Origin of the sequence: Candidatus Enterococcus murrayae (assembly GCF_017315985.1) — a bacterium.
Classification (GTDB): Bacteria; Bacillota; Bacilli; order Lactobacillales; family Enterococcaceae; genus Enterococcus_A; species Enterococcus_A murrayae.
Genome location: NZ_JAFLVR010000030.1, coordinates 1 through 26,718, shown reverse-complemented (window position 1 = coordinate 26,718; position 26,718 = coordinate 1). Strand labels below are relative to the sequence as shown.

The following is a 26,718-nucleotide window of genomic DNA, read 5'->3' as shown; positions in this document are numbered from 1 at the left end:
AGAAGTAAACGAACCTTCTTTCTCTTCCTCCAACCCCCATTCCTCGAAAATAATTGTTCCTCATGTTAAAATCACATGACAGCTATTATTTTTTACGTTTCTGGTGAATTTCTTGTTTTAAATAAAAATAAGGGAATGGTCATAAACGTTTTTATTAAAAGGATCAGAACCTCTGACGGCGATAACTGACGGTCGAAAAAATAAATGGACTATCCTTTAAATAACAATATTCAAAAATTCGTCTCAACGAATGCTCAATAATGAGAAGATCAAGTAGGTCTAGATTTTAAAAATCCTTCAGCTTAAATTGATAGCGCTTACTCTCGTAAAACAAGAATGATTCACCTAGCAACGACCTCTATCATTTTTTTAAACGTCTTTTCTAAACAGTGACTTGCTCAATGGCGAAGACGGCGTGAATACGTTCCTCAAGCATAGAATCCGAATAGACATCCAGCGTCATTTTGGTTGAGGAATGGCCTAATAGCGCACTCACAGAGGCAATACCGATCTTCGCCTCCAGACAACGAGTCGCGAAGGTGTGGCGTAATTGATGGAAATGAATCTGCTCTAAGTTGGCTAGTTGACGAACTCGATGGAAGTGATAAGTCAATACTCGCGGCTCGCAGCCTTTGGTTCCGACCGAGAAAACAAATTGGCTTTTGCTCTTTAATTTCAGGTTTTTTAAAAGTTTTTTAACAGCGCGATTCATTGGTATCATGCGCTGTGAGGCGTAGCTTTTCACTGTATCGTAATGCAAGCAGGTCTTCCTTTCTTCTTCCAAGGTTACTCGGTGACAGGTTTGATCTACGTGAATAATGTCCTTGTCAAAGTCGATATTTTCCCATGTCAATGCAGCGATTTCGCCAATGCGCAGACCTGTGTTGAGGGCAAGGATAGCCGATTGCCCTTTTTCATCTGGGTACGAGCTCACAGCCTCGACTAAAGAGCGTTGCTGTTCAACGTTCAGTGCATGAATTTTTTGCGGCAGTCTTTTGGGAAGTGTTACTTTTTCGCAGGGATTCTTATCAAGCATTCCTTCTGCTTGAGCCATTTTTAGCGTCTTGCTTAGTAAACGGACAATGATATGAATACTATTAGGCGATAGTGTTTCTGTGAGTTGTTCGTCAATCACTCCCTGTATTCTTTCAGAAGTAATTTGGTATAAAGGAAGTTCCCCTAAATTGGGCAACAGATACCGATTCAATTTATAACAGTAATCTGAAAAGGTTGATGTTTTGACTGTGCCTTGAACAACGATCTTCCATTTTTTAATCCACTCCTCGTACAGCATCAGGCTCCTTCCATATAATTGAAACCTGTTTTGTGCTGACTGTTTTAGTGGCCGCAGCTTTGTCTGCACTTCTTGGTAGCTTTTACCATAGACGTAGCCATATTTAAGTCTGCCATCATTCCTTCTCCCTAACGCATAGCGGCCTTCCCAACGCCCATCCTTTCTAAAATAGATATTTTCTCTACCAGATCGTTTGTCCATAAAATAACCACTCTTTCATTCCTAATTGACGGTTCAGGTGACGGCTTCGCTGAAAATGTTATTTTCACCGAATATCTAGATTATTTATACGTGATCACGTTCTGTATATTCTAATTTATTGTTGAAATATTAACTCGAATATCATATACTTTTTAACGAAAGTGTAACCACATTGAAATCCATATATATTTTTTTGATTATTTCTAAAATCCCTTATTTTTATTTAAAACAAGAAAAAGACCACCAGCCATTAAATAACGACGTGGTGATCTATCCATTGATTTTATTCTATTAATCTGCGAACTACTTTCTTCAGCAATATCCCCATCTGATAAAACAACAATTTTACTAAAAAGACTACATTTATGTGCAACAATAATACCGATCTTTTCTTTTACTGAGTCAAAATAGTATTTAGAAAGCTCTAGTTCCGATATTGGGTCTAAAGAAGAATTTGGTTCATCAAGCACAATAATATCTGATTCTTTTAAAAATGCTCTGGCAAGTGCAACTTTTTGCCATTGTCCAATAGACCAACTTCCAATTTGAACAAGAATAGCAAAGCTTCCGAATCGCGCTTTAACCTTTTTACTATTATCTAGTTAATGATTATCGTGTTAGTAAAAGCTAATATAAATAATAAAAGTAATGATAGACAAAGCAGCGCAACGATGAGTAGGAGTATAAACGAAATTCTAACTGCCTTTTGCTTAAAAAGATGACTGTTCCTGTTAAGAAAAACTATCACCATAGAAAAACTGCTCATACATAAAAGAATCTGCCACGGTAATACTAATGATAAAATCTCGTCACTTCCTCTAATTATGAAAAGTAAAACAAATGAAAAAACAATTACAAACATATATATTAGGATATAGAATGGCAATTCTTTAAAAAAAGCCAATTGTTTTGAATCATTCTCAATTTTCTTCATGAGATTTACATCCCCTCTCAGCATTGAATCCAGAGACAACGAATAGAAATCTGCCAATCTTACCAACATAAAAACATCAGGATAATTTTTGCCTATTTCCCAATTTGAGAGAGTTTGTCTTGATATGTTTAGTTTTTCCGCCACCTCCTGTTGTGTCTTGTTCATGTCATTTCTGCTTTTTTTAATAATCTTTCCCAATTCCATAAAAAATCCACCTTCGCATAAATTGGTTGTGCTTAATCAACTTATAGAAATAATTAGTCATTCATTGGTTCATCACAATTTTATTTGATTCACAGACTTATTTCTAGAAAATAATGTTTGCAAACAGAAAAATTAGCGCAAATCATTCTTGCAAACCCTGTTTAATCGCCTTTTTGATAAGATATCCAAAAAGGAGGAAATTTGTTTCTCTGCGTTAGAAGATTGCGATATTTGTCTTTAATATTTCGTCAAATGTCCAATTATTAGAGTACAACAACAAAGGAGATGCAATCCGTTTTGTTTGTGTTGCATTCAAATCTCATTCTGTCGTGATCCAATATTTTAAATCTCTTTTATTCCAATGCGATATAATGCAACTGAACGATACTCCATCCCCCCTCATCAGCGCTTTTAAACAGCATATTGATACACTTCTCTGATTCTTCACTTCTGTTCTGGTTTATATAAAAAAATGCTAAGTCCCGTGCTACTTGATTGCTATAGGAATCCTCAGGGAACCTGAAAGAGGTGCAGCTTCATGTATTCATTTTAAAGAGGGAAAGACCAAACGAAAAATGTCCAAAAGATTGATTTTATCAGCCTTTTGAACACCTCAACTTTTATACTTCTTTTAATGTTAAAAAGCATGCGGCGCATAAAATCACACCACATACTCATTAATTTTTTTAGATCACAATAATATTCCACACAATGCCAAACTTGTCTTGAATGGTTGTATGCAGCGGACTATAAAACGTCTCCGTCGGCGGAAGAAACACTTCTCCCTCTTCACTCAGCTCGTTGTAAATTCTCATCCCCTCAGCTGCATCGCTCGGATGTACCGTCAAATGAATCTGGTTTCCAGAAGTAACAGGCTTCGAAAATTCATCCGCAAAGGTAAATTCAGTCTCAAATAATGTCATTTTCCCATGAAGCACATAATTTCTCACATCTTCGACAACGCCCTCAGGAACGTAGTCGTTGTATCTTAGGATTTCCTTCTTTTCGCCAGAAAAAACCTTTTCATAATAAGTCATCGCTTCTTCACATTGCCGGTTGAATACTAGATAAGGTGTCACCATAGGCCTATCCCCTCCGAATTTATGATTCCTTCATTATACCATGTCTAATATAGAAGCAACGTGCCTTTACCCGAAAAAAGAGGGACAACTTCTTGTCATTCCTGCCTTACCTGCAATAGATTTGATTGTATTATTAAACAGACTTCCAGCTCAATAGTAGCTTCTCAAAAAGTTTTTTTCTGATAGAATGGACTTATGCACTTTTCACAAAATAAATGAGCTTGGGCTGTTTCTTATTAGAGCCATTTTTCATCAAGACGTTGATGAAAACGAAGCATTTTCTGTTAAAAAAGGTTGTTTGACTAAGTGAATAGAAACATTTTAAGTAGGCCTGTTTTTGAAGCCTGCTTATCTTTAAAATGTTTTTTTCAGAATATTTTGACATTTACTAAAAGGGGGAGTTAATGAATGGATCAAGAGAAACACTTGCAGGAGCTGAGCACGACTGAGACGGAATTTAATCGGGAATTGGGTGTCTTTGGCGGGGTCAGTATTATCGGCGGAATCATGATTGGTTCTGGAATTTTTTATTTAGGTTCCTATGTTTTGGAACGAAGCGGGATGAGCTTAGGGTTAGGCTTACTTGCTTGGATAGTTGGTGGTTTAGTGACCCTATTGGCTGGATTATGCTACGCGGAGCTAGGAGTTAGTATGCCTCGAGCTGGCGGTTCAACGGTTTATTTGACGGAGGCCTTTCATCCAGCGGTTGGCTTTTTGAGAGGGTTTACCGATTGGCTGATTGGCGGACCTGGCTCGATCGCTGCTATGTCGATCGCCCTGCCGACGGCGATGAGAAGCTTTTGGGACATCTCTGACATGCAGGTAAAAATCATCGCTACGGTCTTGATTATTTTACTGACCGTCTACAATCTATTTGGGATCAAGCAGGGCGCTTTTTTACAGAACATCTCTATGGTGGCGAAATTAATCCCGATCTTGATTATCCTGTTTGCGGCTTTGTTTTTAGGGACGGAACGTCCAGACCTGTCATTGACACCAGTGACCAATCCTGATGCTTCGTTCTTTGATATTATTCCTATGATTGCTTTCGCGACAGTTGCCAGCTTGTGGGCCTATGAAGGCTGGACCAATCTGAACTCGATGACAGAGGAAATGAAAAATCCTAAGAAAAACCTGCCTAAAGCGCTAATTGTCGGGATCGGCGGGATCACTATTTTATACACCTTGTTCAATTTTGCTATTTATAAGGTACTGCCTTATGACGAAATCGTAACTAATATTGAAAATGGAAACCTCTATCTTGGAACAGAGGCCGCTAGAAGTGTGCTAGGCAATTGGGGCGGGATCATTGTTTCTTTAGGGATGATTCTGGCGATGTTTGGCGGGATAAACGGACTGATCATTGCTCAACCGCGAATGTATTATGCGATGGCTGTTGAAGGGCATTTCTTTAAGTCTTTTGCTAAATTACATCCAAAATACAAAGTACCGACGGCTTCGATCGTTGTCCAAATGGTTCTATCCATTATTCTTGTCTTTTCACGTAATTTGGATCAGCTGACATCTCTGGTTGTGTTTACGGCGATGCTGTATAACCTTCTGACAATTATCGCTGTCTGGGTAATGCGCCGCCGCTATCCTGAATTGCATCGACCTTATCGAGTGGCCGGCTATCCATGGACCGTCCTGATCACATCGATTCTATTTATTGGCCTGCTGATTAACACCTTTACAGAGGATATCCAAAATGCGGTTCTGGGGATGGGTGTACAGATTATTGGGATCTTAGTCTACTGGTATTTTGATCGACAGCTTAAAAGAAAGAAGGCGTAGTGAATGCGGAAATTATTAACAGGCGGAAAATTTTATCTTGCTAGAGAAGAGTTTGCGGAAGCAGTACTGGTTGAAAAGGATCGAATAGTCAAGGTTGGTACCGATGAGGACCTGCGTAAATTAGCGTATGATGCGGTTATCGACTTAAGCGGTAAAACGATCATCCCCGGATTGAACGATTCACACTGTCATATTTCTTGTGTCGGAGCAGCGTATTTACAGGTAGATTTGTCTGGTTGCCGCTCGATTGCAGAGATTATTGATTTGACGAAGGAGTTTATCGCGAAAAATCCGGAACTGACGAAAAATGGCGTTAGAACAATGGGCTGGAATCAGGATTTATTTACCTCTGGTGAAAAACGAGTGCTGAATGTGCACGATGTCGACCAGATTTCAACAGATATCCCCGTTATTTTGGAACGCGTTTGCGGTCATATTTGCGCCGTGAACTCCAAGGCACTGGCTATGAAGAACATCACGAAGGACACACCTCCCCCACGAGGAGGAACGATTGAAGTTGATGAGGACGGCAATCCAAATGGTGTGTTGACGGAAAATGCCGTGCAATGGATCGAGGAAGTGATCCCTAATTATACGCGGGAGGAAAAGATCCAATTTATGTCTAAGGCGTTGAACTACGCGGCTAGCGTCGGTCTAACAAGTGTCCAATCCAACGATATCGCAGCACCAAATACGTACGGTGATTTCGAATCTATTCGAGCTATCTATGAAAATAAATTGACAAAGGTCCGTTATCGTCATCAAATCTGCGCATATACGCCGCAGGAAATGGATCAGATTATTAACGTTGAAGCCTTAGAGCCGATTTACCAAGAGCCTTATTTAGACCTTGGTCCTATTAAAATGTTCAAGGATGGAAGTTTGGGCGCTAAGACTGCTATGATGCGCGACGGCTACCTAGATGAGCCGGACAATCATGGGGTTTGTGCTTTAGATTATGACCTTCAGGTTGACTTAGTAAAAGCTGCCAGCAATCGCGGGCTGCAGGTCGTAACCCACGTGATTGGTGATGGCGCGATCGCCGAAACAGTGGCCGCATATCAGAAAGGCTTTATCGATGGCAAAAATAAGCTGCGCCATGCCTTGATTCATTGCCAGATCACAGACCGGCCATTATTAGAAGAAATCGCGGCGAAGGACATCGCTGTCTTTTTCCAACCGATCTTCTTAGATTACGATATGCAGATTCTTGAGGATCGTGTCGGCGCTGAACTAGCCAGTACATCCTATGCCTTTAAAACTTTAGCGGATTTGGGCGCACCTATCGGGTATGGAACAGACGCACCCGTCGAGGACCTCAATCCCTTCCCTTGCATTTATGCCGCGGTCGCAAGAAAAAATCAACAGGGTGAGCCTGACGGCGGCTTCTATCCAGAAGAAGGGGTCGACATTTATACAGCCATCGATGCCTATACGATAGGCTCCAGCTACTTAGAGTTTAAAGAAGCGGAAAAAGGGCGAATCGCTGAAGGCTACCTGGCTGATTTCACCGTTCTGGATGAGAATATTTTTGATATACCGCTGGATGACATCAAGGACATCCAGCCAAGAATGACCATCATCGGCGGCGAAGTGGCCTTTGAACGAGACTAGCCGAGCCAGTACCTACTCTTGTCTGCTAAATAGATATGCTATACTTTACTAAATGAGTAGCGGAAAGGAGCATTATGATGGGGGTAATTATTTTAAAAGCCTAGCAAAAGCTTGGCAGGAATGCTTGAAGAGCTTTTGCTGAATCCTAAAGTTTATTTTGAATTAGGAGGATAAAAGATGGCTTATCAAAACGCATTCGAACATTTACCAGAGGAAATCGTCAAAGAAATCCAAAAATATGTTCATGGTACAGTCCTTTATATTCCCAGAAAATCCGAAGAACGCCTGCCTTGGGGCAGCAAAACGGCTGGTAAGAAAACGCTCCAGCAGAGAAACCAGCAGATTTTTCAGGAATATCAACTGGGCAAAAGCACCCGAGAGCTGGCAGACAGCTTTTATCTGGATATCAAAAGTATCCAGCGCATCATTCGCACAATGAAAAAACACTGTTAAGAAAGAGCCGTTTCTCACTGGCTCTTTCTTTTTTTATAAAAAAGGCTGCTCCTCCCCTTGCCCCATTCTCCTTTATAATAAAAATAGAACAACGAAAGGAGCGGATCGCCATGAAACTATTTGCTGACCGCTAGATGCCATTTTTGCTGAAAGGAGGAGCATTCATGACAAAGACTAAGCTGGAGCAGTTTCTTCATGCGAAGAAGAACAAATCCGTTGAGCTCTCACAGCAGCGTTCAAAAAATAAAGTAACGGGCAAACAAACGATGGCTCATGGACAAAAAAAGCGCGGCCGCCCATTATCAAAATGACCTGCCGCGCTTTCATATATGTGGATCAAAAGAGGCTGAGCCAGTGATTGATCATTGGCTGGCCTCTTTTAAACGTCCTCCGCTGATGCCTACCAACCTGAAAGTACCAGATATCCTCCCTTTCCAACCCTCCCCATCTCTAAAAATAACTCAGTTTCTCCTATCTTCAATATCCAGTAATGTTATTGTTCTTTTTGGTATAAATGATTTAAATAGGAAATCGAAGTTAAATTTGTCTTTTATTTAAAGAAAAATATCCAAAGAAACGTTGAAAGATAAGTGTTTATTTAAACTTAATTTGAAATGCTGTTTATAATAATTCCTAGCTAATATTTTAGAACCCAATGTTTTTTAGGAGGAATTTTTATGAAAAAGAATGCCGCTCGGCTCATGCTTCTCAGTATTTTTTTAGTCACTCTATGTGAGCCGATTGCGAAAGTATACGCCAATCAGGTCCCTGCGACGAACAGCAGCTCATCACTCTCGGAAGCTTCAAGTAACACGCAGCCAGCATCGTCAAGTAATGCGGCTTCAACGAGCAGTCCAGCAGAGTCCTCTTCTGCTTCAAAAGCACCGCAGGAAGGGACAATTCCAAGCGAAAACAAGTCTGCTGCTGAAACTGAACAGCTTACAGCAACCTTCATTAATGGCAACGAAGTGTTCAATCAATCCAAAGTACATAAAAATGAACGGGTCCCTTATCCTGGAGAACCGGCTGCTCAAGCAGGACAAATTAGTTTCATTGGTTGGTTCACAGACCCGGTTGCCGGAAGTCAATTTGATTTTGCCACCCCGCTTCAAAAATCGACGACGTTCTATGCACGCTTCAGTCAAACCTATCTTGTGCAATATAAAGACAATGCTGGAAAACTCGTTGATTCCAAGGAAGTGAAGCCTGGAGAGCGGATTCCCAAAAGTACTGTGGAGCTGACGCCTCCAGCGGGAGAACATTTTTCTTATTGGTATATCGAGGGGGATTCTACCCAAACGCCCTTCAACTTTGAAGCAGCAAAAGCCGATAAAAATTTGGTTCTCGTTCCAAAATTCACTGCGGAAAGAACCGTTCTATTCGTTTCAAATGGCTCACAAGTGGACCCGCAATATATAAAGGATGGAAAAGTTGCCGCAAAACCGGCTGATCCGATAAGAGACGGCTACACCTTCTCTCATTGGTCAATAGAAGAAAATGGCTCGGTTCCTTACGACTTTAATACGCCGATCGCGCAAGATATCACTTTATACGCGATTTGGACGCCAGAAAAGGTAAACTACACGATCGCCTATTGGATAGAAAAGCCGAATCTAGCAAACGATCCAGGAAATGATGCTGCTAATTACAATTTTGCTTGGTCCACCGAAAGAAAAGGACAAGCTGGAGAAAGCCTCACCATCGATCAAGATTTAGCAGACAGCATCAAAAATTCCAGCACTCAGGGAAAAGCTGCCTTGAACTATTCAGATTACGCCTTTAGTGAAAAAAAGGTCATCTCTGGAAGCGGCCAAACAATCATTAATGTTTACTATAAGCGGACAGTTTACAAGGTGAAATTTGCCTTAAAAAATACACAAGCAGAAATGGACGCGAACGGACAGCACATTACCGGAAGCGATCCTGAATTATACACGATCTCAGCAAAATATGGTCAAGATATCAAAGAACTGTGGCCAAGTAATCCCACAGTCAAGAATTCTTCCCTTAACTTCCAAGGCTGGCTGTATCCGTCAGATTCTATTAGTTCAGGAAATATCAGTACTGGGAACCCAATTACCTTAACCAGCAACCTCATCTCTAAAACAGCCGGGAAAAAGGAACTAACGTTAACCGCAGACTATACAACAACGGCCAGAAAGAATGTCCGCAAGATGTATGTCGAATCCCTTGATAAAACCGATGAACTCTTCGAAGATCGTTACTATGACCTATTCGATACTCAAATATACTACTCCGCCTCAGGAGGGTATATAGAAGATCCGATTTACGGATTCACCTTTTATAAAGATCAAATAGAAGATTCTTATAATGGAAGCTACTACTACTTACGGAACAAACACACCTTAACCTATAATACCCAAGGCGGTGAGTTCCAAGGCGCGGATCAATCAGTCGTAAAAAAATATCAGGAAACCCTCACTGCTCCAAAAGACCCCACTCGGGAAGGCTATGTTTTCGCAGGCTGGTATTTAGATTCAGACTATCGGCAAAAAGTCGACTTCGATCATTTCGTTATGCCCGATAGTGATACAACCTTTTTTGCGAAATGGGAGTCTAATCAGGATACCGTCCACTATTTTGATTCTTTAGGCGGAAAACAGCTGCTCCAGCAGGGTTACTCAGACAATGATCATATCGTTTTTCCAAGTAACTATGTAAAGGGCAAAACCTATGTAGACGGCAAGGGCGTCTTTAACGGATGGTTTTGGCAAGTTGGTTCGTCTAGCTTTGAGTTCTCTGACACGATTCCAATAACCCACGATATTGACTTATATGCGAAGTGGCAAACAGATGGCTTTCATGTTACTTATGATCTCGGCGCTGGAACAGGCACCCAGCCAGTTGATGAAAAGGACTATGATTTAACGACGAAAGCATTGATTAAAAACGATGATGGCATCAAAGCGCCTGCTGGCAAGGTATTTATTGGCTGGCAATCCGATCAGGAGTCTACGATTTATTACCCCGAAGATCACATGCAGGTTCGCGGGGATACAAAACTAACTGCTGTATACGCTGCTGCTGAAGACGTGGTCCATATCACCTATCACGCTGGCGACTATGCCGATAGTCCAGTAGACGTTTCTCAAAAGGCGCTAAAAAATACGAACATCTCTTTACAAGGCGCTCTATTTGAACGCCCTGGTAAAACACTCTCCGGCTGGAGTAAAACCGTCGCTGGAGCAAAGGATTATGACCTCAGCGAGAGAAATTTCGCAGTAGGAACGACCGACAGTGATCTGTATGCGGTATGGGAAAATAAGAAAGTTACTATCACCTTCCTGCCTGGAGAAAACGGCACCCTAGACTACAACAACCGCTCAATCACTACCGCTGTCGATTACGGGACCGCTTGGGGAGATGCCTTAACGACAATGCCCGAACCAAAACCAGACGCTGGATATACATTTGCCGGCTGGGCACCAGTATTGCCAGCTGCGAATGAAGAAATGACAAAAGACCAGATTTTTACCGCGCAATTCATCAAGAAAGCAGCAGGCAGTGTCACTGTTCGATATGTCGATGAAAATGGGGAAACAATCGCTGCTGATCAAACTGTATCCGGAACTGAGGGAGAAGCGTACGATGTCTCAGGGCCAAAATATAAATTAGCCACAATCAAGAATTATCACTTTGACCATGCATCAGATAATCTCACAGGAACTTTTACAGAAGGAAATATTCTGGTCCTCTTGACCTATAAAAAAGAAGCACCTGCCCATGTAGGAAATGTAGTCGTGAAATACCTTGATACTCACGGAAACAAGATCCATCCAGATTTAGAGCTCAACGGCGACGTAGGAAGCACCTACGATATCAAAGGCTCAAACATCCTGATCGACGGCTACCATTTCTTGAAAACGACCGGAACTTTAACCGGACGCTTCAGTGAGGCACCGGTCTATATCACACATATCTATGAAAAAAACACGAAGGAAAAAGATAGTCCAAAACAACCGGACAACAAGCAGAAAAATACTAAAATCAAAAAAACTGCAGAAATAAGCAAAACGAAAACCTATAAAAAGATTCCATCCCGCTCTCGCGGCGCTATCAACAATAAAAACATTCAGTCTATTTCAACAAAAAGCTATCCCAAGACTGGAGAAAAAAACTCTCCTCTATTGAAAATAGCCGGACTGCTAGTAATCATCCTCGTTATTGCGGCAATTTTTTTAAGACGAAAAAAACAACGAAAATAAACTGATTTCCAAATGACTGAATAAAAGAAAAGGTGTCGGTCCAAAGCCGACACCTTTTCCTTTGTTTTCACTATACTGGTTCTGGTTGTTTCTCTGCCATTTTAAGTAAACTGGCCGCTTCCTTCAGCTTTTCCCGATTGTCGTCAAAGCGACTTTGAGTGGTCGATGCGTAGACCTGAACATAATTTTGCTCAGCCTCTAAAAGATAGATCAAAGCCTTGATCTTTGCTCCTTCTCTATCGGATTCTACTACCAATTCAACTCCAGACATTCCTTGAGCCTCAACAGGATTTCCTTGTTCGACAACCTGGTCACCCAAATCTTCATAAGTATTGATGATCGCGTTTTGATAGCTTGCTAAATCAGTATAATCTGCTTTATTTTCTATGAGCAAACTTACTCCTTCTTTGCTTGAACTAACAAATAAGTCTGAATTTTCATCCTTACGTTTTTGCCATCTTTTAGGCAAAGTATAGTGAAATAACTCACCATTTTCTGCTTTTACTTCTAATACTTTTCCCTTCTCAATTTTTGACTCGCTTTTTTGTACCTTTTGCGTTTTTTGAGTTTCTTCGACAGCCTCTTTATCCTCCGGTGCACAGCCACTGACCACCATCAATAACAATCCTAAAACAACGAGTTTCTTTATCATTTTTTTCTCCTTTACAGATAATTTATCATAGATATTCTTCGCAGAACTACTTCTTAACAAACCAACACTTATCCTTGATACCATTTCTTCAATGTTCTACCTTTTCTTCCCTATTCACTATCTTCTCCTTTAAACCTGCCACCTTACTCAATCCATTCATCTTTTTCACCATTCCATGTAATAAAGCCTTCAGTCCAATGATCTCGATCTATTTCATATTCATCAATATAGAAACAATCTTCTGGAAACCTATTGAAGCCTTTCTTTGTCATAAATGATTTCTTTACCTGTTTCGCTTTTGATTCTGTGCCATATATCCCAATAATTTTTGTTTCTTCTATTTTAATATTCTGGTCTATTTCATATTCATAGCTGTGTTGAAGCAAATATACTTTCATATTGTCATACTCCCTAATAGTTTCATCATTGGAACGAGCTTCTTAAACTAGCTCTGCACAACTTGTACTCTTCCTTCTCATAAATGAGTTATAAAAAAATGAGGTTTTATAATCATCTCAAAATTTGGGCTTATTTACTAACTCGAAATAGTATTATTTCCATCAATAAGTATAAATATCAAAGGGAATTGGTGTTCTAATTTTATTCAAAAATTCTATGGTTTCAATTTCTAAACCTACCTCCGGCATACCTGTTGATTCAGCATGAATGAGCACTTGTACCGATTTTTCTATAGATTTTTCTTCGAATGTTTCAGCAAATATTGATATTTTGGAACTAAAAATTGCTATTAGGCTTTTCAATGCATCATCTATATTCGTACACCTTTCATATTCTATACTCCACACCCATTCATTTCTTGGTTTCATTTGTTCTGGCAGATTAGAATTTTCTTTTATACTATCTGGCCAATCTTCTACGCCTCGTTCCTTGCTGGGCCTCACTTGAAGAAAATCCGTTATACACGTTGTTTTTATCTTCTTGCTGGACAAAGCAACGGATACTTCAACTATGGGAAATTTTGTGTAGTCCATCCTCGTTCTCCCTTATGCCATTCTCTGTAATATCCTGAAAGAATATACGCTTTTTATTTTTTTATTCCTAACTAACGATTTAATCCGATGTCGATTTTTTCCTAAAATAAAAATAATTCACGAAAAGTCCCTTTTCTTGATGCCAACAAAATGTTAAACATGGATTACCATTGGATCATGTGTCAAAATCATAAAATTTTTGATATACAAGTCATATTGACTTGTTTTTGCTGATCCTCTATGTGCAAAAACTCTACATCATTTCTTATTTAACCACTTCTTTTCCCCATAGTATATTCCATCTGGTTTAATTTCCCTTAGCAGATCTTTTGCTCGTTGATGTAATTCTTGAATGTTGGCCTCCAGTCTCTCAGGAAGCAATGATTCTACATCCTCCAATTCAGTTCCTAAGTGTACGATATCGATAATTCTCCTATCTATACCTTTTCTTTTTAAAACATCTAAAGAATAGGGGCTAAACAAATACTGTTCACATTCGTCTATTGCTAATATTCCATCTTTTAAAGAATCTAGTAATCCTATAATGCATACCAGTAACATTATGTTGGCGTCTTTTTTATTATAAACGGATAATTTTAGTTTCGATCGCATTGTTAATCTCCTTACTAATATTTATTCTGTTGATTACGTCATTTATTTTTTATTCAGGTACATGCTTTAAACCAACTAAAACAATTTATTAATCTTCATTTAACCGTTTTAGTCATTCTCAATACTAGATTCAATCAGCCTAAACCCTAGATACTGTGCTTTCTTTTGAATTTCTTTTCTCAACTGCTCACCATACACAAAAATATGCTGCCGCCATGGATCAGTCAAATACCCCCATGATAAATCCTTGGAAAAGAACAAATAGTAATCTCCATCAGGATAATACTCTGGGAAGTACGCAAAATACCCACCCTGAGCATCTAAAATGAACGTCGGATTTTCTTTACGTATCTTTACTTGAGGATAGTATTTATAGCAGGTATGCTGCCAATCTAGAGCATACATGTATTCTTGATCTTTCAAGCACGCACAAAAAATACTTCTGATTGTTTCACGCCAGTTAGGATCAGAAGTTGCTATAGCGCCTACATCTTTGCAACTGTAAAGATCGTAAGGTTCTGTTAATGTATAGCGAACATCTTTTGCAGAATAATCTGGCTCAAAAGAAAATCGTTGGTAGACAATTTTCCAAAGCTCCTCTGATCGTTGGTCCGAAAGAATTTCCCACTCTTGTTGCTCTTGCATGATACCCCTCATTTCTTGGTTAATAATTAGCTTTCGAAATAGATACATATTTTTTTTAACGCTATCAACTTATGGTGTCAGCGTCTAGTCTAAATTGATCGGGGCACAGTAAAAATAATTTCTCTTTATTGCATGAAAGTTAAATCCCAAAATGAATAACCAATTTGCCTTCAGAAATAGATGTTTCCAAAATTTGCTTCAGAGTGTCCCACTCACTACCTATAAAATACTCCGCTTGCTCTGCTTTATTTCCATCCAAATAGGTTCCTACAGTTTCAAGGAGATTTCTAGCTATATCGGGAGTAATAATGGTTATCCCATAATAACTAAATCCCTGATCAATGGTGTACATATTGTTCCAATACATTTTCACATTCTTGAAAACATCATAATTTTCTTCAATAAATTGATCTTGAATTTTGATACTAATGCTTTTGTACTTTCTTGGATTGAGGTCTTCCGGTAATTCTTTGCATAAGATAAAATCATGGATCAGTCCTCCTGTTGATGGACTTCCATCCACGTGCAACACTTGATTTCCGCTAGAAAGGCATTCTTCTAAGAACGACATGAACTTCATATATTCAGGTGCATTACTACTATTTGAAACCAGACATTTTTGAAGATACAAAATGTCTTCCTTGCCAAGCAATGTGTCACTTCCATTAAGTCCATAAATTTTCTCTTCCGAATTATATTCCGTGAAAATATGCTTACTTAAGCAATTACTTAACTCCTGTATTAGAGAATGTGATATTCGAATAAAATCATCCTCTTGTACAAATTGAATTTGAAAATTTTCATCATACTTATAAAATTTGTGATTTAGCATCTTAACCTCCAAATCCAACTCATTAAAATGGGTATAACATTCCTTTTCTAAATGTTCAAATTTATTTCATCAACTTTACTTCTTGTCATTTGGATTAAACTCTTGCCGAATCGTTCTACAAGACCAATTTCACTTTGTATATAAAAACAGCTTCTATGTCTTCCTTCATCATTATCATCAATTTCCATATCAACTTCTATTAATATATTTCCTGTCTTATCCGCTGGCAAAAATTCCAACGAAAAAGCAGGCGTCCTATTTCCACTCTTTTCTCCAAATTCCACATAACACTTCTTATTAAAATTAAAAGAAAAATCTTGGATATTCTTTCCAATAGTTTGTAAATCCTCGTTCTGAACATAACAAACCTGAGTAACCTTGATGTACTTAGATTTTGCACTGACTTTTAACTCTAACAAATTTGAATCCTGCCAAACCCTCTCTATTTTAAGGTTATCCATATGCCCTCCCAATAATATGCCGCTATTTGACTCAGTATTTCTAATCTATTTATTTCATATCCAGCCATTTTTTTCGCCATAAATTGTTTTCTTCAATATTTTTTCGCTACCTCAGGAAGCTCCCTGTAAATTACTTAAAAATAGAATTGTGTCTCATCGCGTATTGCTTATTTACTAAGTTCGAACGAAGCAACCCATCATTCTTACTTAAGTCGAAAGCGAAAGCCATCCTATGAAATCAATAATATGTCTACATCCATATCGGCCTCCAATTCGGCTAATAAAGTAATATGCTGATTCTCAAAGGTGACTCCTGGAATTGTTTGATTCTCCACCTCGATAACCACGCTCAAAATTACATCTCCCTTATACATTTTTTTTACTTCTAAAATTATTTCTTTTTTATCCCGAATCATCTTAAATAATTTTTCGACTTGAACAGAAATGTCATACGATACCTCATATGGAACAATTATTGACCAACATCCTTGTTTGTAAGGTTTGTGATTTTGAGCTATCTCACCTTTTTTGTAAAAAATGTGCGGTTTTAATCCAATTTTTTTAGTCACATATTCAGGGTCTAAGTTCAATCCTTCAAGGCTAAACTCAACTTTTACTTTTGGCTCGCTCAGAATTTTTCCCTCCTTCAATTGTTTTTCTACTAAAAGAATTCCCGTTTTATGATGCACATAACTAGTAGTGTTGATGGACACAGTTGTCCATTCCTTGACGCGAGGAAATTGTTAGTACTTAAGTTTCAGGTGCTACTTATAAAATGCGACGAAAACATTCGCCTTCCAATTTTCTCAAAATTTTGTTTATTTAGCCTGTTCCTGTTCTTTCACTACTCTCTTTGTTTCTTTTCCCATCACAGACAGAAATCCTCTATTTTGATTTAACAAATATTCAATACTCTCAAGTACACTAAAAGTAATTACTTCCTCAATATATGAATCTTTTTTTGATAATAGAAAATCAATATAAGTAAATATTTTTTTTATCTCTTTTTGATTATTATTTTCTATACAGCTAATTACGTACGGGGTTAAAACATCTCCATAAACAGTATGAGAACCAGTACGATTCCCTTCTTGCCAACTAACTTCTTGCTCATAAGCATTATTAAGGTTTGGGAATGTTTTTATCAATAATAAATTCAATTCTTTACTTGTCATTGTCACTGCCCCCTTCTTAACGATTCACCAAATCTCTATTTTAACTCCGAAAGAGCTTGCGAGTTTTGTTTCAATTTGACTAAGGAGCAAAAAAACAAATACATCAATTCCCTGAAAATCTGGTGATCGATGCAAAGGGCACACTCTCAAATTTAAATATTATGCTTCCCTCATCGAATACTTCTGGGCATTCTTTAACTTTCGAAACCAAGAACATCAATTTTTCTTCAGTAAAAATATGCTTAATATAAATGGGTACGTTTTCAATATTTTGTTCACTTATTAGTATTCTTTGATCATATTCACTTTCAAAAAATTGAGTTCTCCAATAATCAGATTGACTGATTTCAAGAGCTACATCTTCAATACTAGTTATATATTTTTCACGTAATAGATGATTGTCCATTTTCTACTTCTCCAATTTCTCGATCAGATGACACTTGTTAAACAGAGTCTTGAAAGTTAATAAGTTGTTAATCTGGTCATGCCATCAGTTTTCAAGTTTTAATATCCTAGTGATTTTAATATTTCTAATCCCATATCTCTACATTCTTTCCATTCTTCTGCATTCTTAAGCGCATTTTCATCCCAGATATCTTTGTTAGTTTTACTCATTTGATGCAATTTTTTATCAATGTTTAAAAAATCCTGGTACTGTTCTCCTGTGATCCACTCGTTTTCGAATAGTATTTTTACATACTTCATCGAAATATCAGAAAAATCAGAAGCTATCTCATCAGCAACTGCAAAACCTTTTAGTCGTTCTATTTGCTTGTCAGCAGGTGCAGTGAAATCATATAAGTTTTTTACCACTCTATTAAACAGATTTAATAACTCGTCTAGCTCGTCCATATCCACGTCTTCATTCATTTTTATCCACCTCTGCGTACATGCAATTCCTATTAATTATTTCCAGTTCGATCCAATATCAGCAGTCTCTTAAAAAGTTTATGGAATCAGTCATTCTAAAAATTTCTAAGGAAAAATTATTAGAGGGGTTGTAGTCTCTAAGTTTTCATCGTTCAGTATGTTTCCACAAACGCATCCTATTTTCATAATATACTCACTCTCTAAAAGTCGGTCATAATCATTATATGCTGGTCCAGTAATTAATTTTCTCATTCGCCAACTAAATAGATATCAAATTTCTTAGAAAATATCCCTCCACATCACCGCAAGGTCATAGTAACCGATGCTTCAAGTTGTTAAAATACAGCAGGCATAAATCTCCTATATCCACTTCTTCTCCCATTACTTCTAAAAATATTTTTATAAAGTTTCATTCATTTAGCGATTTTAAACGATAGACTATACAGATTTAAAATTCGTTTTGCCAATAGGTTTTACCTATCTCATATTCAAATATTTTAAAACACGTTACTGAATGATCTCTAAAACCTTTAGAATCTTTCATTGTTTCAATGACATCCTTGCACTCTTTTCTTGTATTAAAAAAACCTATTCTCTTGCTTTCTCGCCAAGCAACACCGTCGAAGGTTCGATTGTATATATGATACAGCACAAATATCACTTTTGGTTTAGACATATACAAAACCTCCTTCCCATTGGATTTTGCCCATTCTAGCACCACTCACATAAAGATACTCTTCATTGATTCGTTTCTCTTTAATTATTTCTTTCTTGACATTTTTGGCTTCTATTTCTGTTAAGTATATTCCTATGAGATTATATTCTTCCGTTTCAAAATTCCCATGATCAATCTCTTCGTAATACTCTAGTAAATAAATATTCATATAAAACACCTCCGTTGCCTATATAAGCCAGTAATTCTGTTAGCTCACCTTTATGCTTATCAGTTGGTGCTTTGGCTAACTCTTCTAATTCTTGTTGAGAAAACATCGTATACACATCATTTTCATTTATTTCATCATCAGTCTTATTCAGCAGCTTTTTTAATCATTTATCAATTACTATCGATTTCATTGAGCTATAAATCATGAAGTAGTTGACCTGTTAACCAAAATGACCCCGAGAGGATACTCTGATCCGTAATTTTTTCAGTCACTAGCTCTGGGTCCATGACCACATCAATTTCTCCTCCCAAGGTCTTGACCTTAGCATAATAGAAAAATTCAGCTGTGTGAGAATTTTTTATTTTTTTAACGGTCAACACTCGCCCACCAAAAATTGCAGTGGAGTCTGGCACAAAATCTGGCTCTTCCTCGCTGAATAGACCGGAAGGAATAAAAAATTCTGTTGCAAAATTTACTCCTCCTTCACTTTCTTGGGCTTGCTTATAGTTCTCCTCATTGGTATAAATGGTCAACTCATGAGCAAAAGCCGCTAGCTGAACCTTTTTAATCACGGGAAAGCTCAACTCATGCAGAGCGGCATCCGGCATATCAAAGACGAAAGGGTAGGTGAAGCCTCCATCTTCACTCGGTTCAGCTTCACCATACATTTGTCCATCCAAAACCGTAGCAGCAGGATTATTGATCTTTTCTGTTAAACGAACAATTGAGACCGCATTTCCTCTAAAATGCGGATTCAGACCAATCATTTCATTATCCTCGTCTACTTGTCCCCATAACTCAATTCCTTCTCCAAGCGCTAATTTTAAATAAGACCTCTGACCAGCTTTGATTTTCTCTCCAGATTCATAAACGAACTTGGCGTATTCCATAAACTCCTCGTTAGAATTAAGCGGTAATCCAATTGTTGAAAAATGACTGACCATAGCTCCCTCACCCTTTCACTCCATTGATTTTTGTTTTAATTGACTAGTTTATTGCGTTATTGATTATCCCCAAATAAAATATCGATTTTTTCATAAAAGAAAAATAATTCACGAAAAGTCCCTCTTCCTGATGTCAGCGAAATTTTAAAAACAGATTTTTTCTGAGCTTTGCACTATATTCCATCTGTTCTAAACCATACGAAACCATACGAAAAAAACACTAAATGGCTTAAACTCACAATATAATTTAAGCTATTTGGCGTGTAGATCCCGAGTTATTAGACATTTGCGAAATGACTAGCCTATTTTCTTCTCCCTGTCATTCTGTTGATCTCAATCAATAATAGTAGAAAAACCAATACTCCTAATAAAAACTTTAAGAGTATTGGTTTTTAATACGTTAAGATCTTTCAACATACATAAAGACTTTTTCGCCAATTTTTGGTAAAACAAGAAAAATTGGGTTCCTATCGAAACGATGCCTTTGTCTTATCCAGCTACAAATGAATTTAACATCTCAGTGACTAAATCATTATTCTTTTCAAAGAATGAAGGTAGCCCTATCACATTAAGAACAACATACTCTGTCTCTGTTTCTAAAAAATAAAAACGAACTTCTGCTTTTACTCCCTCAGTATTCCCAATAAAGCTGTATAATTCACCTGCATAATGAGATGTTTGATACGGTTCTTCTTTAATTGTTTCTTCTTTGATATGGAATTCATCATCAGACTTCATGTCCTCTTTCATTGCTTTTTTTATAGCATCGAAATTCTCGACATCCGTCTTTTTGACACCAGTTACCATCATGTATTCCGCTTTATCTTCGTTTTCAGCAGCAAATGAGAACTCTTCGTCTTCAACGACATCCCATCTATCCACAATTTTCATTTTATAATTCGTTCCCTCAACTTGGAAATCGACGTCCTTTAGTTCAATCTTCTTTTCTGAAGATGATTGAACGGTCGTAGAGCTAGAAACCTCTGTCGTAGAGGCCGACTTAGTATTTTTCTCTGATTCACTCGTTTCCTTTGCTCCATCGGAACCGCATCCTGCTAAAACCGCTACCATTCCTACAAAAACAACCCATTTTTTCATCCTGTATTCTCCCAACATTCTAATTTTGAACACTCTTTCGACTTTAGTTATAGTTTACACTAATTCCAAAGTAATTAATAATGTAAAATGTAATTTTTATAAAGATAAAACAAAGAAAACTATTTATTCGTCATATTTGCTTTTGGAATAAAGAACTATTCTCTTTATCTATTTTCTAGTAATACCAACATCCATTAATTGCATGCATTAGTCGGAATCTGTCTCAGTTTGACTTGTCATTTTTAATGTCAACTTTTACTCTCTTTTATTAATCCGAAAATTTTCCGCAAGAAAACGTATTCTCTTTTTGTTAGCGTTATCACTTTATGCTGACTAAGTCCACAAAGAAAATGCAAGCCCAATGAGCTATTGCAACCAAAACAATCATTAAAATGGCAAACATGATTAAGGATCTTCTATCTTCGGCTTTATCCAAATCGTCGACTTTATTGACTATTTGAGAGGTATCTATTTCATCAGATAAAGTCCCCTGTTTCATCATCCGCTTCCTTAACCAATGAGCTAATTGAATTTCCCTTTCTTGATCACCTAATGTATGCGAGTTCGCAAAAAACTTTTCCCCGTTTTTCAAAGTATCTAAAGCATCCGAAAGATTTTTTTCTCTATAATAAAGAAAAGCTGCTCTTAATCGAGGAACTATCGGATCTTCTAACTGCAAGATTGTTCGAAATTTTTTATCTTGCCAAATCTCTTCAATTCGTGGATCATCAGGATGAAAAATCAAGAGATAAAACAAAAATTCTGCTTTAACTTTAGTTCGATAAATTGGAGCGACCTTATCTAGTTGCTGCCAAAGATTTTCCAGTTCCAGCTCAAGCTTATCCCATTGTTCTGTATCAAAAAAATAGGATACTCGCAATAGATCATGACTATCATCAAGATGTGTGCGCATAGAACCCGTTTCTATTTTCTCAAAATATTGCCTCGGCATCTCAGTAAATACCAGACCTTTATTAAGTAATTGGTTCACTTTCAGCTCCAAATAGAGTAAATAGCGATATCCTTTCTGTTGCGAAGCCAGCAACAAAGTTTTACCATCGTTATGCTCCGCGGGAATCCCATTAATTATAGCAAAATCAAGTCCCACACAAGAAAAGATTAATGTAACCCATGACAGATCAAAAGCCACTAGAACAAAAATACTCACAAGCAAATTCAACAGCACGCCACCTGACAGATACCAACGAAACGGCCATTCATTTTCACTATAATCTGGCGGTGCCATTAAGCACTGTCCATCCGCGCTCGCATTAAAATATTGTTTGAAAGCTATTTTGCCATCCGGTTGCCAGATCCACATAAGTGTATATATCCGAAAGCTGTTCATTCTGTAGCCCGTCAATTTGCCGAAAAGCGCATGTCCAGCTTCGTGGATAATCACTTGTAGGCCAGCTAAAAGAGCAAAACTGGGTAATAACCATACAAGATCATAAATACCGAAATATCCATCATAGACACTGCCGATTTGCACCGTCGTTAAAAAATACCACATTAATAAAGTGACTCCTATCGAAAGCCCCCACCGTATAACATTTAAATTTTTCATTTTCCCCACCTTTGTAACATCGATAAAAATATTTTCACCCTAAAAAGTTAAAATGTACCAAATTATTCTCGTCTTCTACTTATTTCATGTTTTCCATTTGAAATGGACGTGTGTCTGTAATAGAGAAAACTCTTATGATTGATCGTTTACTATCCCCTTCCCACTTTCAACTTCACGAATCTAGCTGTCATTCTATTGCAGGTCCTTCGTTCTCAGAAAAAAGGTCACTAATTTATTTTTGCTACTAGTAGTTAAAAAGTCTGAAGGAAGAAGAGTTAAAATAAAAAAGAATAGTCCGATAATATAATTCATATACACAAAAACCACATCCGCTCCAGACCGATAAGAAAAATAGATCAATGATATATTAAGAAAAAAATCCATTGAAGCGAATAGCGTTGATAATAAAGAAACGATCCATAATACGAAAAAACCTCGTCCTCTTAACCCAGCATCCCGACAGCGTCTTGCATGCAAAGCTAGCGTCGGAATAAAAAGAAATAATAGATAAATGACCAGTACACCAATTGTTAACATCAGCAAATTATTCGCTCCATAATCCAAAGCCAGTTCATCGTCAACACCTTGAATCATCATATTTATCATAATGGCAATTTGATAACCTACGACGGGAATTAGAAAGAGTGACAGAATAAGAAAACCAATCATAACCCACCAATATCCCGCTCTAGTTGTCTTCCCTTTAAAATCAAAATAGCCAATAAAAAAGTGCTTTATTGCTGGTGCAAATCCTACGTATACAACATCCTTATTAATCTTTATCAATGCATAACTCCTTTATTTTTTGGGAAACAGTTGATTTTGTTATCTAAATCGCAGAATACTAGACATCCAATATTGTTAAGCTTCTATGTCCAGTGCCTAATATTTAAGCTTTTGAAGTTCCTGTTTATTTACTGGAAGAATTTTACCAAATGGCCCCTTGTATTCTTCACCCTTAAGGTTCTCCGTCCATCCACACTGCGAGCATTCCAAAATGATAGTTTCAGAACCACAATCGGAGACATTTTTTACATATCGCAGTTCCATGTCTGGTGTAAAAGGGCACTCTTTTTCTGAATAAATTGTTATCATGTCCCACAATGTACTACTAATTGACATTGCTAGGGTATCTGCACTTCCAAAATCTATACTGCCTATTCCACGTTTTTCCATACCTAAAGATAAATCAGGCTTTTCGACAATATACTCCATCGGATTAATAGCCATTAACTCAGATAATCCCCAAGCATCTTTAATACTTTTAGTAAAATATTTAGGATGCTTTTTAACAAAGTTTACTAAGGAAATATAGTAAATATAAAAAGTTTTCAAATTATCGGGATTTTCATATATATCTTGAAACTCTTTTAGTAATTTTGGCATATACTTTTTTCTACTCATCTTTTCCTCCCACCAGATATTATGGTTTTGGAACTGGATATGTGGTAATTAAATTCTCGGTTTTATCAGTAAACACCACTACCCATGTTGTTTTTTTCCACCGTGATTTAGTGAAGTATGACCATCTATTTTTCTCTTTTCAATCTACACTTTATAATAAATATTATCTAGTATTAGGGTAAGGTTACAAAACAACAAAGTCAACGAATAAATATCTTTTTATATTATTTAATTCGATAAATATCATATAAATACTTAGTAATAAAAAATATTTCACTGAAAAACGCTATTTAACATCACATGCTCACCCCTTCTACCATAGCTCTGATCGCAAAAAAATCATGATCCGAAATTGGGATCATGATTTTTTCTCTATCATTAAAATCTAAACCTAAGCATCCTTCTTCTGTACAACCTTGAGCTTGTTTTTATTGAACTGGAAAAATACTATCGCGAGTATTCCAACGATGCTTAATAGGAAGAAAATAGTTTGAAATGTGCGCAAATTTTGAGGTGTCGAGAGTAGATTGATCTTATCTGCCGCTTTGCTGGCAATCAGCTTTCCGCAAATGGCTACACCTAATGAACCACTTATGTTTATTGATAAATCATTCAAGCCAATGCCTCGACCAAGTTCATTCGAGGGAAGGGTACCTGTTACTGTGTCCAATAGTGGTGAATAAAGAGTATTGAACCCTACAAAAAATAGAATCCCGCTAATTGATAAAATTATTTTTCCTTGTGTAATGAATACTCCTGCAATCAGTAAACCTGCCGTAATAAGGGATATTCCTAAAAGAATTGTATTAAATCGACCAAGCTTGTTTGTAATTTTATCCCCTATTCCACCTATGATCGCTGCTGCAATATACGCTGGTAGTAGAATGTAGGATACCAAAGACAACGGTTCTTGATAACCATCTGTCACAACAAACGTGCTGACAAAAGAGAAAGCAAATTGGACTAAATAAATACTAATAACCATGTAGAGTGCACGAAAATAACGCTTATTTTCTTTGAAGAACTGAGGAGTAATAAATGCCTGCTGATTTCGACTAATATAAAATAAGAAAATCAACGTTAAAGCAAACATACCTATTAGATAAGGAACTCGTAAGCCATCTACGAACAATGTAAGCAAAACAATCATTCCGCTAAATAGGACTAAGCCGATAAAATCTACTTTTTTTCTTTCTCCCTGCTCTTCTACAGGCGTGTATCTCATAACAATCGGAATGAACACAATTGAACATAGTGGAATCAGAAGCAGTAACTGCCAAGAAATATAAGTCGTTATGATACCACCCACTAAAACGCCTGCTGCCTGAGCCAATTGAAAACAAGCTGTAAAATAAGCAAAATATTTTATTTTGGTGCTTCCTTCCAAATATCTTGATGCAATGACCAAATAAAGAGAACTTATGGCCGCCTGCCCCATTGTTTGAACCGCTCTCGCAACAACAATCATCCCGTAATTCCCTTGAAAAACAAAGCCCAGAATAGAACCAAAACTTAATACAGAAATGCCAAAGATGAGCAGTTTTTTGACCGGAATATAATCTGATAGTGTCCCATAAATGACACTGCAAACACCTAAAGTAATTGTGGTGATCGTCGCTTGAATACTTGCTGTACTAGCAGAAATATTGAAATTTGTGGCAATCAACGGTGAAACAGTCACGAATGCCTGAACCATCAAGTTCGACAAAACAAATAGGATCAAAAGACTTGGCATCAGCTTTTTCACATTCGAATGTATCTGTTCATTCAACATAACTTTCTCCTCCATAGTCGTATCCCTCCATTATTTTTTAAATAGTGTTTCTAACGTTTCGCATAAATCAGCGACTACTTTCTCCGAATCAACTCCAATGCATACCGAAACATTTGGATTCTTTTCTCGTAATTTCTCAGTTCTTCCGATTGTTCTGCCGACAGATGGTCCGTCTGTCTCAACCGTCATATACAATGGAAGCGTCGTAAAATATTCTGGATGAATCGCTGCTGCAACTGCTGATGGATCATGCAAGCAACATCCGTTTAAAAATGGCGCAATTTCCTCATGAATATGAATATAATAATCAACAATATCAGCATAGTTTCTTCCTGCTGGACTACCTGTTTCTCTCCAACGATTGGTATCTGAATATTGGAGTACTGAGCGCATTGTTACATCTAGCCCAACCATAACTATCGGGGTACCGCTTTCAAAAAGAAGTTTAGCCGCTTCTGGATCTTGAGAGATATTTGCCTCAGTAAACGGGCTCACATTGCCAGGTACAGTTAGGGCCCCTCCCATGATCACTACTTGACCGATTTTATTAGACATCTCAGGGTATTTTTGAAGTGCCATTCCTAAATTAGTCATTGGTCCTGTCGCAACAATCGTTAACTCACTGCCGTATTTTTTGATAGCGTCAATGATAAAATCTACGCCTCCTATTGATTCAACCTCTCGTTGAGCAGTCTTAAGAGGGATTTCTCCCACACCGTTTTGACCATGGATTTTGGCGCTGATTTCTAGGCGATCAAAATAATCTTTCTTCATTGCATGCTCTTCTCCTAAATACACCGGGACATCGGTTCTCCCAAGCATTTCGAGAAGATTTAAAACATTGGTTACCCCTTGTTTGGTATACACATTGCCATAAGTTCCCACGACACCAATCAACTCTACTTCCTTCGCTCCTGCTGCGTAGGCTAACGCCATTGCATCATCTACACCAGTATCAATATCTAAAATCATTTTCTTCATAACCTATTCTCCTCGTAAAATATTA

The 26,718-nt window shown here is 37.6% G+C and carries 29 protein-coding genes; 5 read left to right on the top strand and 24 right to left on the bottom strand.

Features of this window, described 5'->3' with window-relative positions:
* Nucleotides 1-382: 382 nt before the first annotated feature.
* From JZO85_RS12985 to JZO85_RS12970, 4 genes are all read right to left on the bottom strand, one after another.
* On the bottom strand, nucleotides 383-1,495 hold the full coding sequence (locus tag JZO85_RS12985; RefSeq protein WP_207108961.1) for a tyrosine-type recombinase/integrase: 1,113 nt from the start codon (nucleotides 1,493-1,495) through the stop codon (nucleotides 383-385).
* Nucleotides 1,496-1,698: 203 nt separating this feature from the next.
* Nucleotides 1,699-2,040 carry an ATP-binding cassette domain-containing protein gene (locus JZO85_RS12980; RefSeq protein WP_347401798.1) on the bottom strand — a complete coding sequence of 114 codons (342 nt, stop codon included), beginning with the start codon at nucleotides 2,038-2,040 and terminating at the stop codon, nucleotides 1,699-1,701.
* Nucleotides 2,041-2,093: 53 nt separating this feature from the next.
* Nucleotides 2,094-2,633 (bottom strand): helix-turn-helix domain-containing protein, encoded by a 540-nt coding sequence (locus JZO85_RS12975; RefSeq protein ID WP_207108960.1) that lies wholly within the window; start codon nucleotides 2,631-2,633, stop codon nucleotides 2,094-2,096.
* A gap of 686 nt (nucleotides 2,634-3,319) precedes the next feature.
* Nucleotides 3,320-3,715 carry a VOC family protein gene (locus JZO85_RS12970; RefSeq protein WP_207108959.1) on the bottom strand — a complete coding sequence of 132 codons (396 nt, stop codon included), beginning with the start codon at nucleotides 3,713-3,715 and terminating at the stop codon, nucleotides 3,320-3,322.
* Nucleotides 3,716-4,123: 408 nt separating this feature from the next.
* Here JZO85_RS12970 and JZO85_RS12965 point away from each other — a divergent pair, with 408 nt between their 5' ends.
* The 5 genes from JZO85_RS12965 to JZO85_RS12945 all read left to right on the top strand — a co-directional run bounded on the left by JZO85_RS12965 (nucleotide 4,124) and on the right by JZO85_RS12945 (nucleotide 11,802).
* Complete coding sequence (locus JZO85_RS12965) at nucleotides 4,124-5,509, top strand: APC family permease (RefSeq protein ID WP_207108958.1); 1,386 nt, start codon at nucleotides 4,124-4,126, stop codon at nucleotides 5,507-5,509.
* Between the two features lie 3 nt (nucleotides 5,510-5,512).
* The gene (locus JZO85_RS12960; protein WP_207108957.1) at nucleotides 5,513-7,123 is read left to right on the top strand and encodes an amidohydrolase; all 1,611 of its coding nucleotides are present in this window, start codon (nucleotides 5,513-5,515) and stop codon (nucleotides 7,121-7,123) included.
* A 177-nt stretch (nucleotides 7,124-7,300) separates the two neighbouring features.
* Nucleotides 7,301-7,576, top strand: a complete 276-nt coding sequence (locus JZO85_RS12955) for a CD3324 family protein (RefSeq protein WP_207108956.1) — start codon at nucleotides 7,301-7,303, stop codon at nucleotides 7,574-7,576.
* Nucleotides 7,577-7,740: 164 nt separating this feature from the next.
* On the top strand, nucleotides 7,741-7,887 hold the full coding sequence (locus tag JZO85_RS12950; protein WP_207108955.1) for a hypothetical protein: 147 nt from the start codon (nucleotides 7,741-7,743) through the stop codon (nucleotides 7,885-7,887).
* Nucleotides 7,888-8,253: 366 nt separating this feature from the next.
* On the top strand, nucleotides 8,254-11,802 hold the full coding sequence (locus JZO85_RS12945) for an InlB B-repeat-containing protein (RefSeq protein WP_207108954.1): 3,549 nt from the start codon (nucleotides 8,254-8,256) through the stop codon (nucleotides 11,800-11,802).
* A gap of 70 nt (nucleotides 11,803-11,872) precedes the next feature.
* Here JZO85_RS12945 and JZO85_RS12940 read toward each other — a convergent pair whose 3' ends face one another.
* The 20 genes from JZO85_RS12940 to JZO85_RS12845 all read right to left on the bottom strand — a co-directional run bounded on the left by JZO85_RS12940 (nucleotide 11,873) and on the right by JZO85_RS12845 (nucleotide 26,693).
* A complete protein-coding gene (locus JZO85_RS12940) occupies nucleotides 11,873-12,454 on the bottom strand; it encodes a hypothetical protein (RefSeq protein WP_207108953.1) in 582 nt (193 codons plus the stop codon).
* Nucleotides 12,455-12,597: 143 nt separating this feature from the next.
* Nucleotides 12,598-12,852, bottom strand: a complete 255-nt coding sequence (locus JZO85_RS12935) for a DUF7336 domain-containing protein (protein WP_207108952.1) — start codon at nucleotides 12,850-12,852, stop codon at nucleotides 12,598-12,600.
* Nucleotides 12,853-13,014: 162 nt separating this feature from the next.
* On the bottom strand, nucleotides 13,015-13,446 hold the full coding sequence (locus tag JZO85_RS12930) for a DUF4279 domain-containing protein (RefSeq protein WP_207108951.1): 432 nt from the start codon (nucleotides 13,444-13,446) through the stop codon (nucleotides 13,015-13,017).
* 258 nt (nucleotides 13,447-13,704) lie between these two features.
* Complete coding sequence (locus JZO85_RS12925; protein WP_207108950.1) at nucleotides 13,705-14,058, bottom strand: DUF3969 family protein; 354 nt, start codon at nucleotides 14,056-14,058, stop codon at nucleotides 13,705-13,707.
* A 108-nt stretch (nucleotides 14,059-14,166) separates the two neighbouring features.
* Nucleotides 14,167-14,703, bottom strand: a complete 537-nt coding sequence (locus JZO85_RS12920) for a DUF2716 domain-containing protein (protein ID WP_207108949.1) — start codon at nucleotides 14,701-14,703, stop codon at nucleotides 14,167-14,169.
* Between the two features lie 139 nt (nucleotides 14,704-14,842).
* On the bottom strand, nucleotides 14,843-15,535 hold the full coding sequence (locus JZO85_RS12915; protein ID WP_207108948.1) for a hypothetical protein: 693 nt from the start codon (nucleotides 15,533-15,535) through the stop codon (nucleotides 14,843-14,845).
* Between the two features lie 47 nt (nucleotides 15,536-15,582).
* Entirely contained in the window at nucleotides 15,583-15,996 is a 414-nt protein-coding gene (locus JZO85_RS12910; protein ID WP_207108947.1) for a hypothetical protein, read from the bottom strand.
* 230 nt (nucleotides 15,997-16,226) lie between these two features.
* A complete protein-coding gene (locus tag JZO85_RS12905) occupies nucleotides 16,227-16,646 on the bottom strand; it encodes a DUF4279 domain-containing protein (protein WP_207108946.1) in 420 nt (139 codons plus the stop codon).
* Between the two features lie 168 nt (nucleotides 16,647-16,814).
* Nucleotides 16,815-17,171, bottom strand: coding sequence for a DUF7674 family protein (locus JZO85_RS12900; RefSeq protein ID WP_207108945.1), 357 nt, complete (start codon nucleotides 17,169-17,171; stop codon nucleotides 16,815-16,817).
* A 103-nt stretch (nucleotides 17,172-17,274) separates the two neighbouring features.
* Nucleotides 17,275-17,577 carry a hypothetical protein gene (locus JZO85_RS12895; RefSeq protein ID WP_207108944.1) on the bottom strand — a complete coding sequence of 101 codons (303 nt, stop codon included), beginning with the start codon at nucleotides 17,575-17,577 and terminating at the stop codon, nucleotides 17,275-17,277.
* A gap of 98 nt (nucleotides 17,578-17,675) precedes the next feature.
* Complete coding sequence (locus JZO85_RS12890; protein WP_242550358.1) at nucleotides 17,676-18,041, bottom strand: hypothetical protein; 366 nt, start codon at nucleotides 18,039-18,041, stop codon at nucleotides 17,676-17,678.
* A gap of 448 nt (nucleotides 18,042-18,489) precedes the next feature.
* Entirely contained in the window at nucleotides 18,490-18,717 is a 228-nt protein-coding gene (locus tag JZO85_RS12885) for a DUF7336 domain-containing protein (RefSeq protein WP_207108943.1), read from the bottom strand.
* The gene (locus tag JZO85_RS12880; RefSeq protein WP_207108942.1) at nucleotides 18,710-18,925 is read right to left on the bottom strand and encodes a hypothetical protein; all 216 of its coding nucleotides are present in this window, start codon (nucleotides 18,923-18,925) and stop codon (nucleotides 18,710-18,712) included. Before JZO85_RS12880 ends, JZO85_RS12885 begins: the two co-directional genes overlap by 8 nt.
* Before the next feature lie 194 nt (nucleotides 18,926-19,119).
* A complete protein-coding gene (locus JZO85_RS12875; protein WP_207108941.1) occupies nucleotides 19,120-19,869 on the bottom strand; it encodes a hypothetical protein in 750 nt (249 codons plus the stop codon).
* A 489-nt stretch (nucleotides 19,870-20,358) separates the two neighbouring features.
* Nucleotides 20,359-20,967, bottom strand: a complete 609-nt coding sequence (locus JZO85_RS12870; RefSeq protein WP_207108940.1) for a hypothetical protein — start codon at nucleotides 20,965-20,967, stop codon at nucleotides 20,359-20,361.
* Nucleotides 20,968-21,286: 319 nt separating this feature from the next.
* Entirely contained in the window at nucleotides 21,287-22,534 is a 1,248-nt protein-coding gene (locus JZO85_RS12865) for a zinc metalloprotease (RefSeq protein WP_207108939.1), read from the bottom strand.
* Nucleotides 22,535-22,726: 192 nt separating this feature from the next.
* Complete coding sequence (locus tag JZO85_RS12860) at nucleotides 22,727-23,320, bottom strand: DUF805 domain-containing protein (RefSeq protein WP_207108938.1); 594 nt, start codon at nucleotides 23,318-23,320, stop codon at nucleotides 22,727-22,729.
* Nucleotides 23,321-23,416: 96 nt separating this feature from the next.
* Nucleotides 23,417-23,938, bottom strand: a complete 522-nt coding sequence (locus tag JZO85_RS12855; RefSeq protein WP_207108937.1) for a hypothetical protein — start codon at nucleotides 23,936-23,938, stop codon at nucleotides 23,417-23,419.
* 391 nt (nucleotides 23,939-24,329) lie between these two features.
* Entirely contained in the window at nucleotides 24,330-25,727 is a 1,398-nt protein-coding gene (locus tag JZO85_RS12850) for an MFS transporter (protein WP_242550357.1), read from the bottom strand.
* Nucleotides 25,728-25,742: 15 nt separating this feature from the next.
* Complete coding sequence (locus JZO85_RS12845) at nucleotides 25,743-26,693, bottom strand: nucleoside hydrolase (RefSeq protein WP_207108936.1); 951 nt, start codon at nucleotides 26,691-26,693, stop codon at nucleotides 25,743-25,745.
* Between the last annotated feature and the right edge of the window lie 25 nt (nucleotides 26,694-26,718).

Coding starts and splice junctions, on each gene's coding strand:
- JZO85_RS12865 (WP_207108939.1), bottom strand. CDS start 22,534: ATGAAAAATTTAAATGTTATACGGTGGGGGCTTTCGATAGGAGTCACT.
- JZO85_RS12910 (WP_207108947.1), bottom strand. CDS start 15,996: ATGGATAACCTTAAAATAGAGAGGGTTTGGCAGGATTCAAATTTGTTA.
- JZO85_RS12975 (WP_207108960.1), bottom strand. CDS start 2,633: ATGGAATTGGGAAAGATTATTAAAAAAAGCAGAAATGACATGAACAAG.
- JZO85_RS12960 (WP_207108957.1), top strand. CDS start 5,513: ATGCGGAAATTATTAACAGGCGGAAAATTTTATCTTGCTAGAGAAGAG.
- JZO85_RS12965 (WP_207108958.1), top strand. CDS start 4,124: ATGGATCAAGAGAAACACTTGCAGGAGCTGAGCACGACTGAGACGGAA.
- JZO85_RS12880 (WP_207108942.1), bottom strand. CDS start 18,925: ATGAATATTTATTTACTAGAGTATTACGAAGAGATTGATCATGGGAAT.
- JZO85_RS12915 (WP_207108948.1), bottom strand. CDS start 15,535: ATGCTAAATCACAAATTTTATAAGTATGATGAAAATTTTCAAATTCAA.
- JZO85_RS12875 (WP_207108941.1), bottom strand. CDS start 19,869: ATGGTCAGTCATTTTTCAACAATTGGATTACCGCTTAATTCTAACGAG.
- JZO85_RS12850 (WP_242550357.1), bottom strand. CDS start 25,727: ATGGAGGAGAAAGTTATGTTGAATGAACAGATACATTCGAATGTGAAA.
- JZO85_RS12935 (WP_207108952.1), bottom strand. CDS start 12,852: ATGAAAGTATATTTGCTTCAACACAGCTATGAATATGAAATAGACCAG.
- JZO85_RS12870 (WP_207108940.1), bottom strand. CDS start 20,967: ATGAAAAAATGGGTTGTTTTTGTAGGAATGGTAGCGGTTTTAGCAGGA.
- JZO85_RS12955 (WP_207108956.1), top strand. CDS start 7,301: ATGGCTTATCAAAACGCATTCGAACATTTACCAGAGGAAATCGTCAAA.
- JZO85_RS12970 (WP_207108959.1), bottom strand. CDS start 3,715: ATGGTGACACCTTATCTAGTATTCAACCGGCAATGTGAAGAAGCGATG.
- JZO85_RS12925 (WP_207108950.1), bottom strand. CDS start 14,058: ATGCGATCGAAACTAAAATTATCCGTTTATAATAAAAAAGACGCCAAC.
- JZO85_RS12940 (WP_207108953.1), bottom strand. CDS start 12,454: ATGATAAAGAAACTCGTTGTTTTAGGATTGTTATTGATGGTGGTCAGT.
- JZO85_RS12985 (WP_207108961.1), bottom strand. CDS start 1,495: ATGGACAAACGATCTGGTAGAGAAAATATCTATTTTAGAAAGGATGGG.
- JZO85_RS12845 (WP_207108936.1), bottom strand. CDS start 26,693: ATGAAGAAAATGATTTTAGATATTGATACTGGTGTAGATGATGCAATG.
- JZO85_RS12895 (WP_207108944.1), bottom strand. CDS start 17,577: ATGGACAATCATCTATTACGTGAAAAATATATAACTAGTATTGAAGAT.
- JZO85_RS12930 (WP_207108951.1), bottom strand. CDS start 13,446: ATGGACTACACAAAATTTCCCATAGTTGAAGTATCCGTTGCTTTGTCC.
- JZO85_RS12890 (WP_242550358.1), bottom strand. CDS start 18,041: ATGAATGAAGACGTGGATATGGACGAGCTAGACGAGTTATTAAATCTG.
- JZO85_RS12900 (WP_207108945.1), bottom strand. CDS start 17,171: ATGACAAGTAAAGAATTGAATTTATTATTGATAAAAACATTCCCAAAC.
- JZO85_RS12950 (WP_207108955.1), top strand. CDS start 7,741: ATGACAAAGACTAAGCTGGAGCAGTTTCTTCATGCGAAGAAGAACAAA.
- JZO85_RS12855 (WP_207108937.1), bottom strand. CDS start 23,938: ATGAGTAGAAAAAAGTATATGCCAAAATTACTAAAAGAGTTTCAAGAT.
- JZO85_RS12885 (WP_207108943.1), bottom strand. CDS start 18,717: ATGTCTAAACCAAAAGTGATATTTGTGCTGTATCATATATACAATCGA.
- JZO85_RS12945 (WP_207108954.1), top strand. CDS start 8,254: ATGAAAAAGAATGCCGCTCGGCTCATGCTTCTCAGTATTTTTTTAGTC.
- JZO85_RS12920 (WP_207108949.1), bottom strand. CDS start 14,703: ATGCAAGAGCAACAAGAGTGGGAAATTCTTTCGGACCAACGATCAGAG.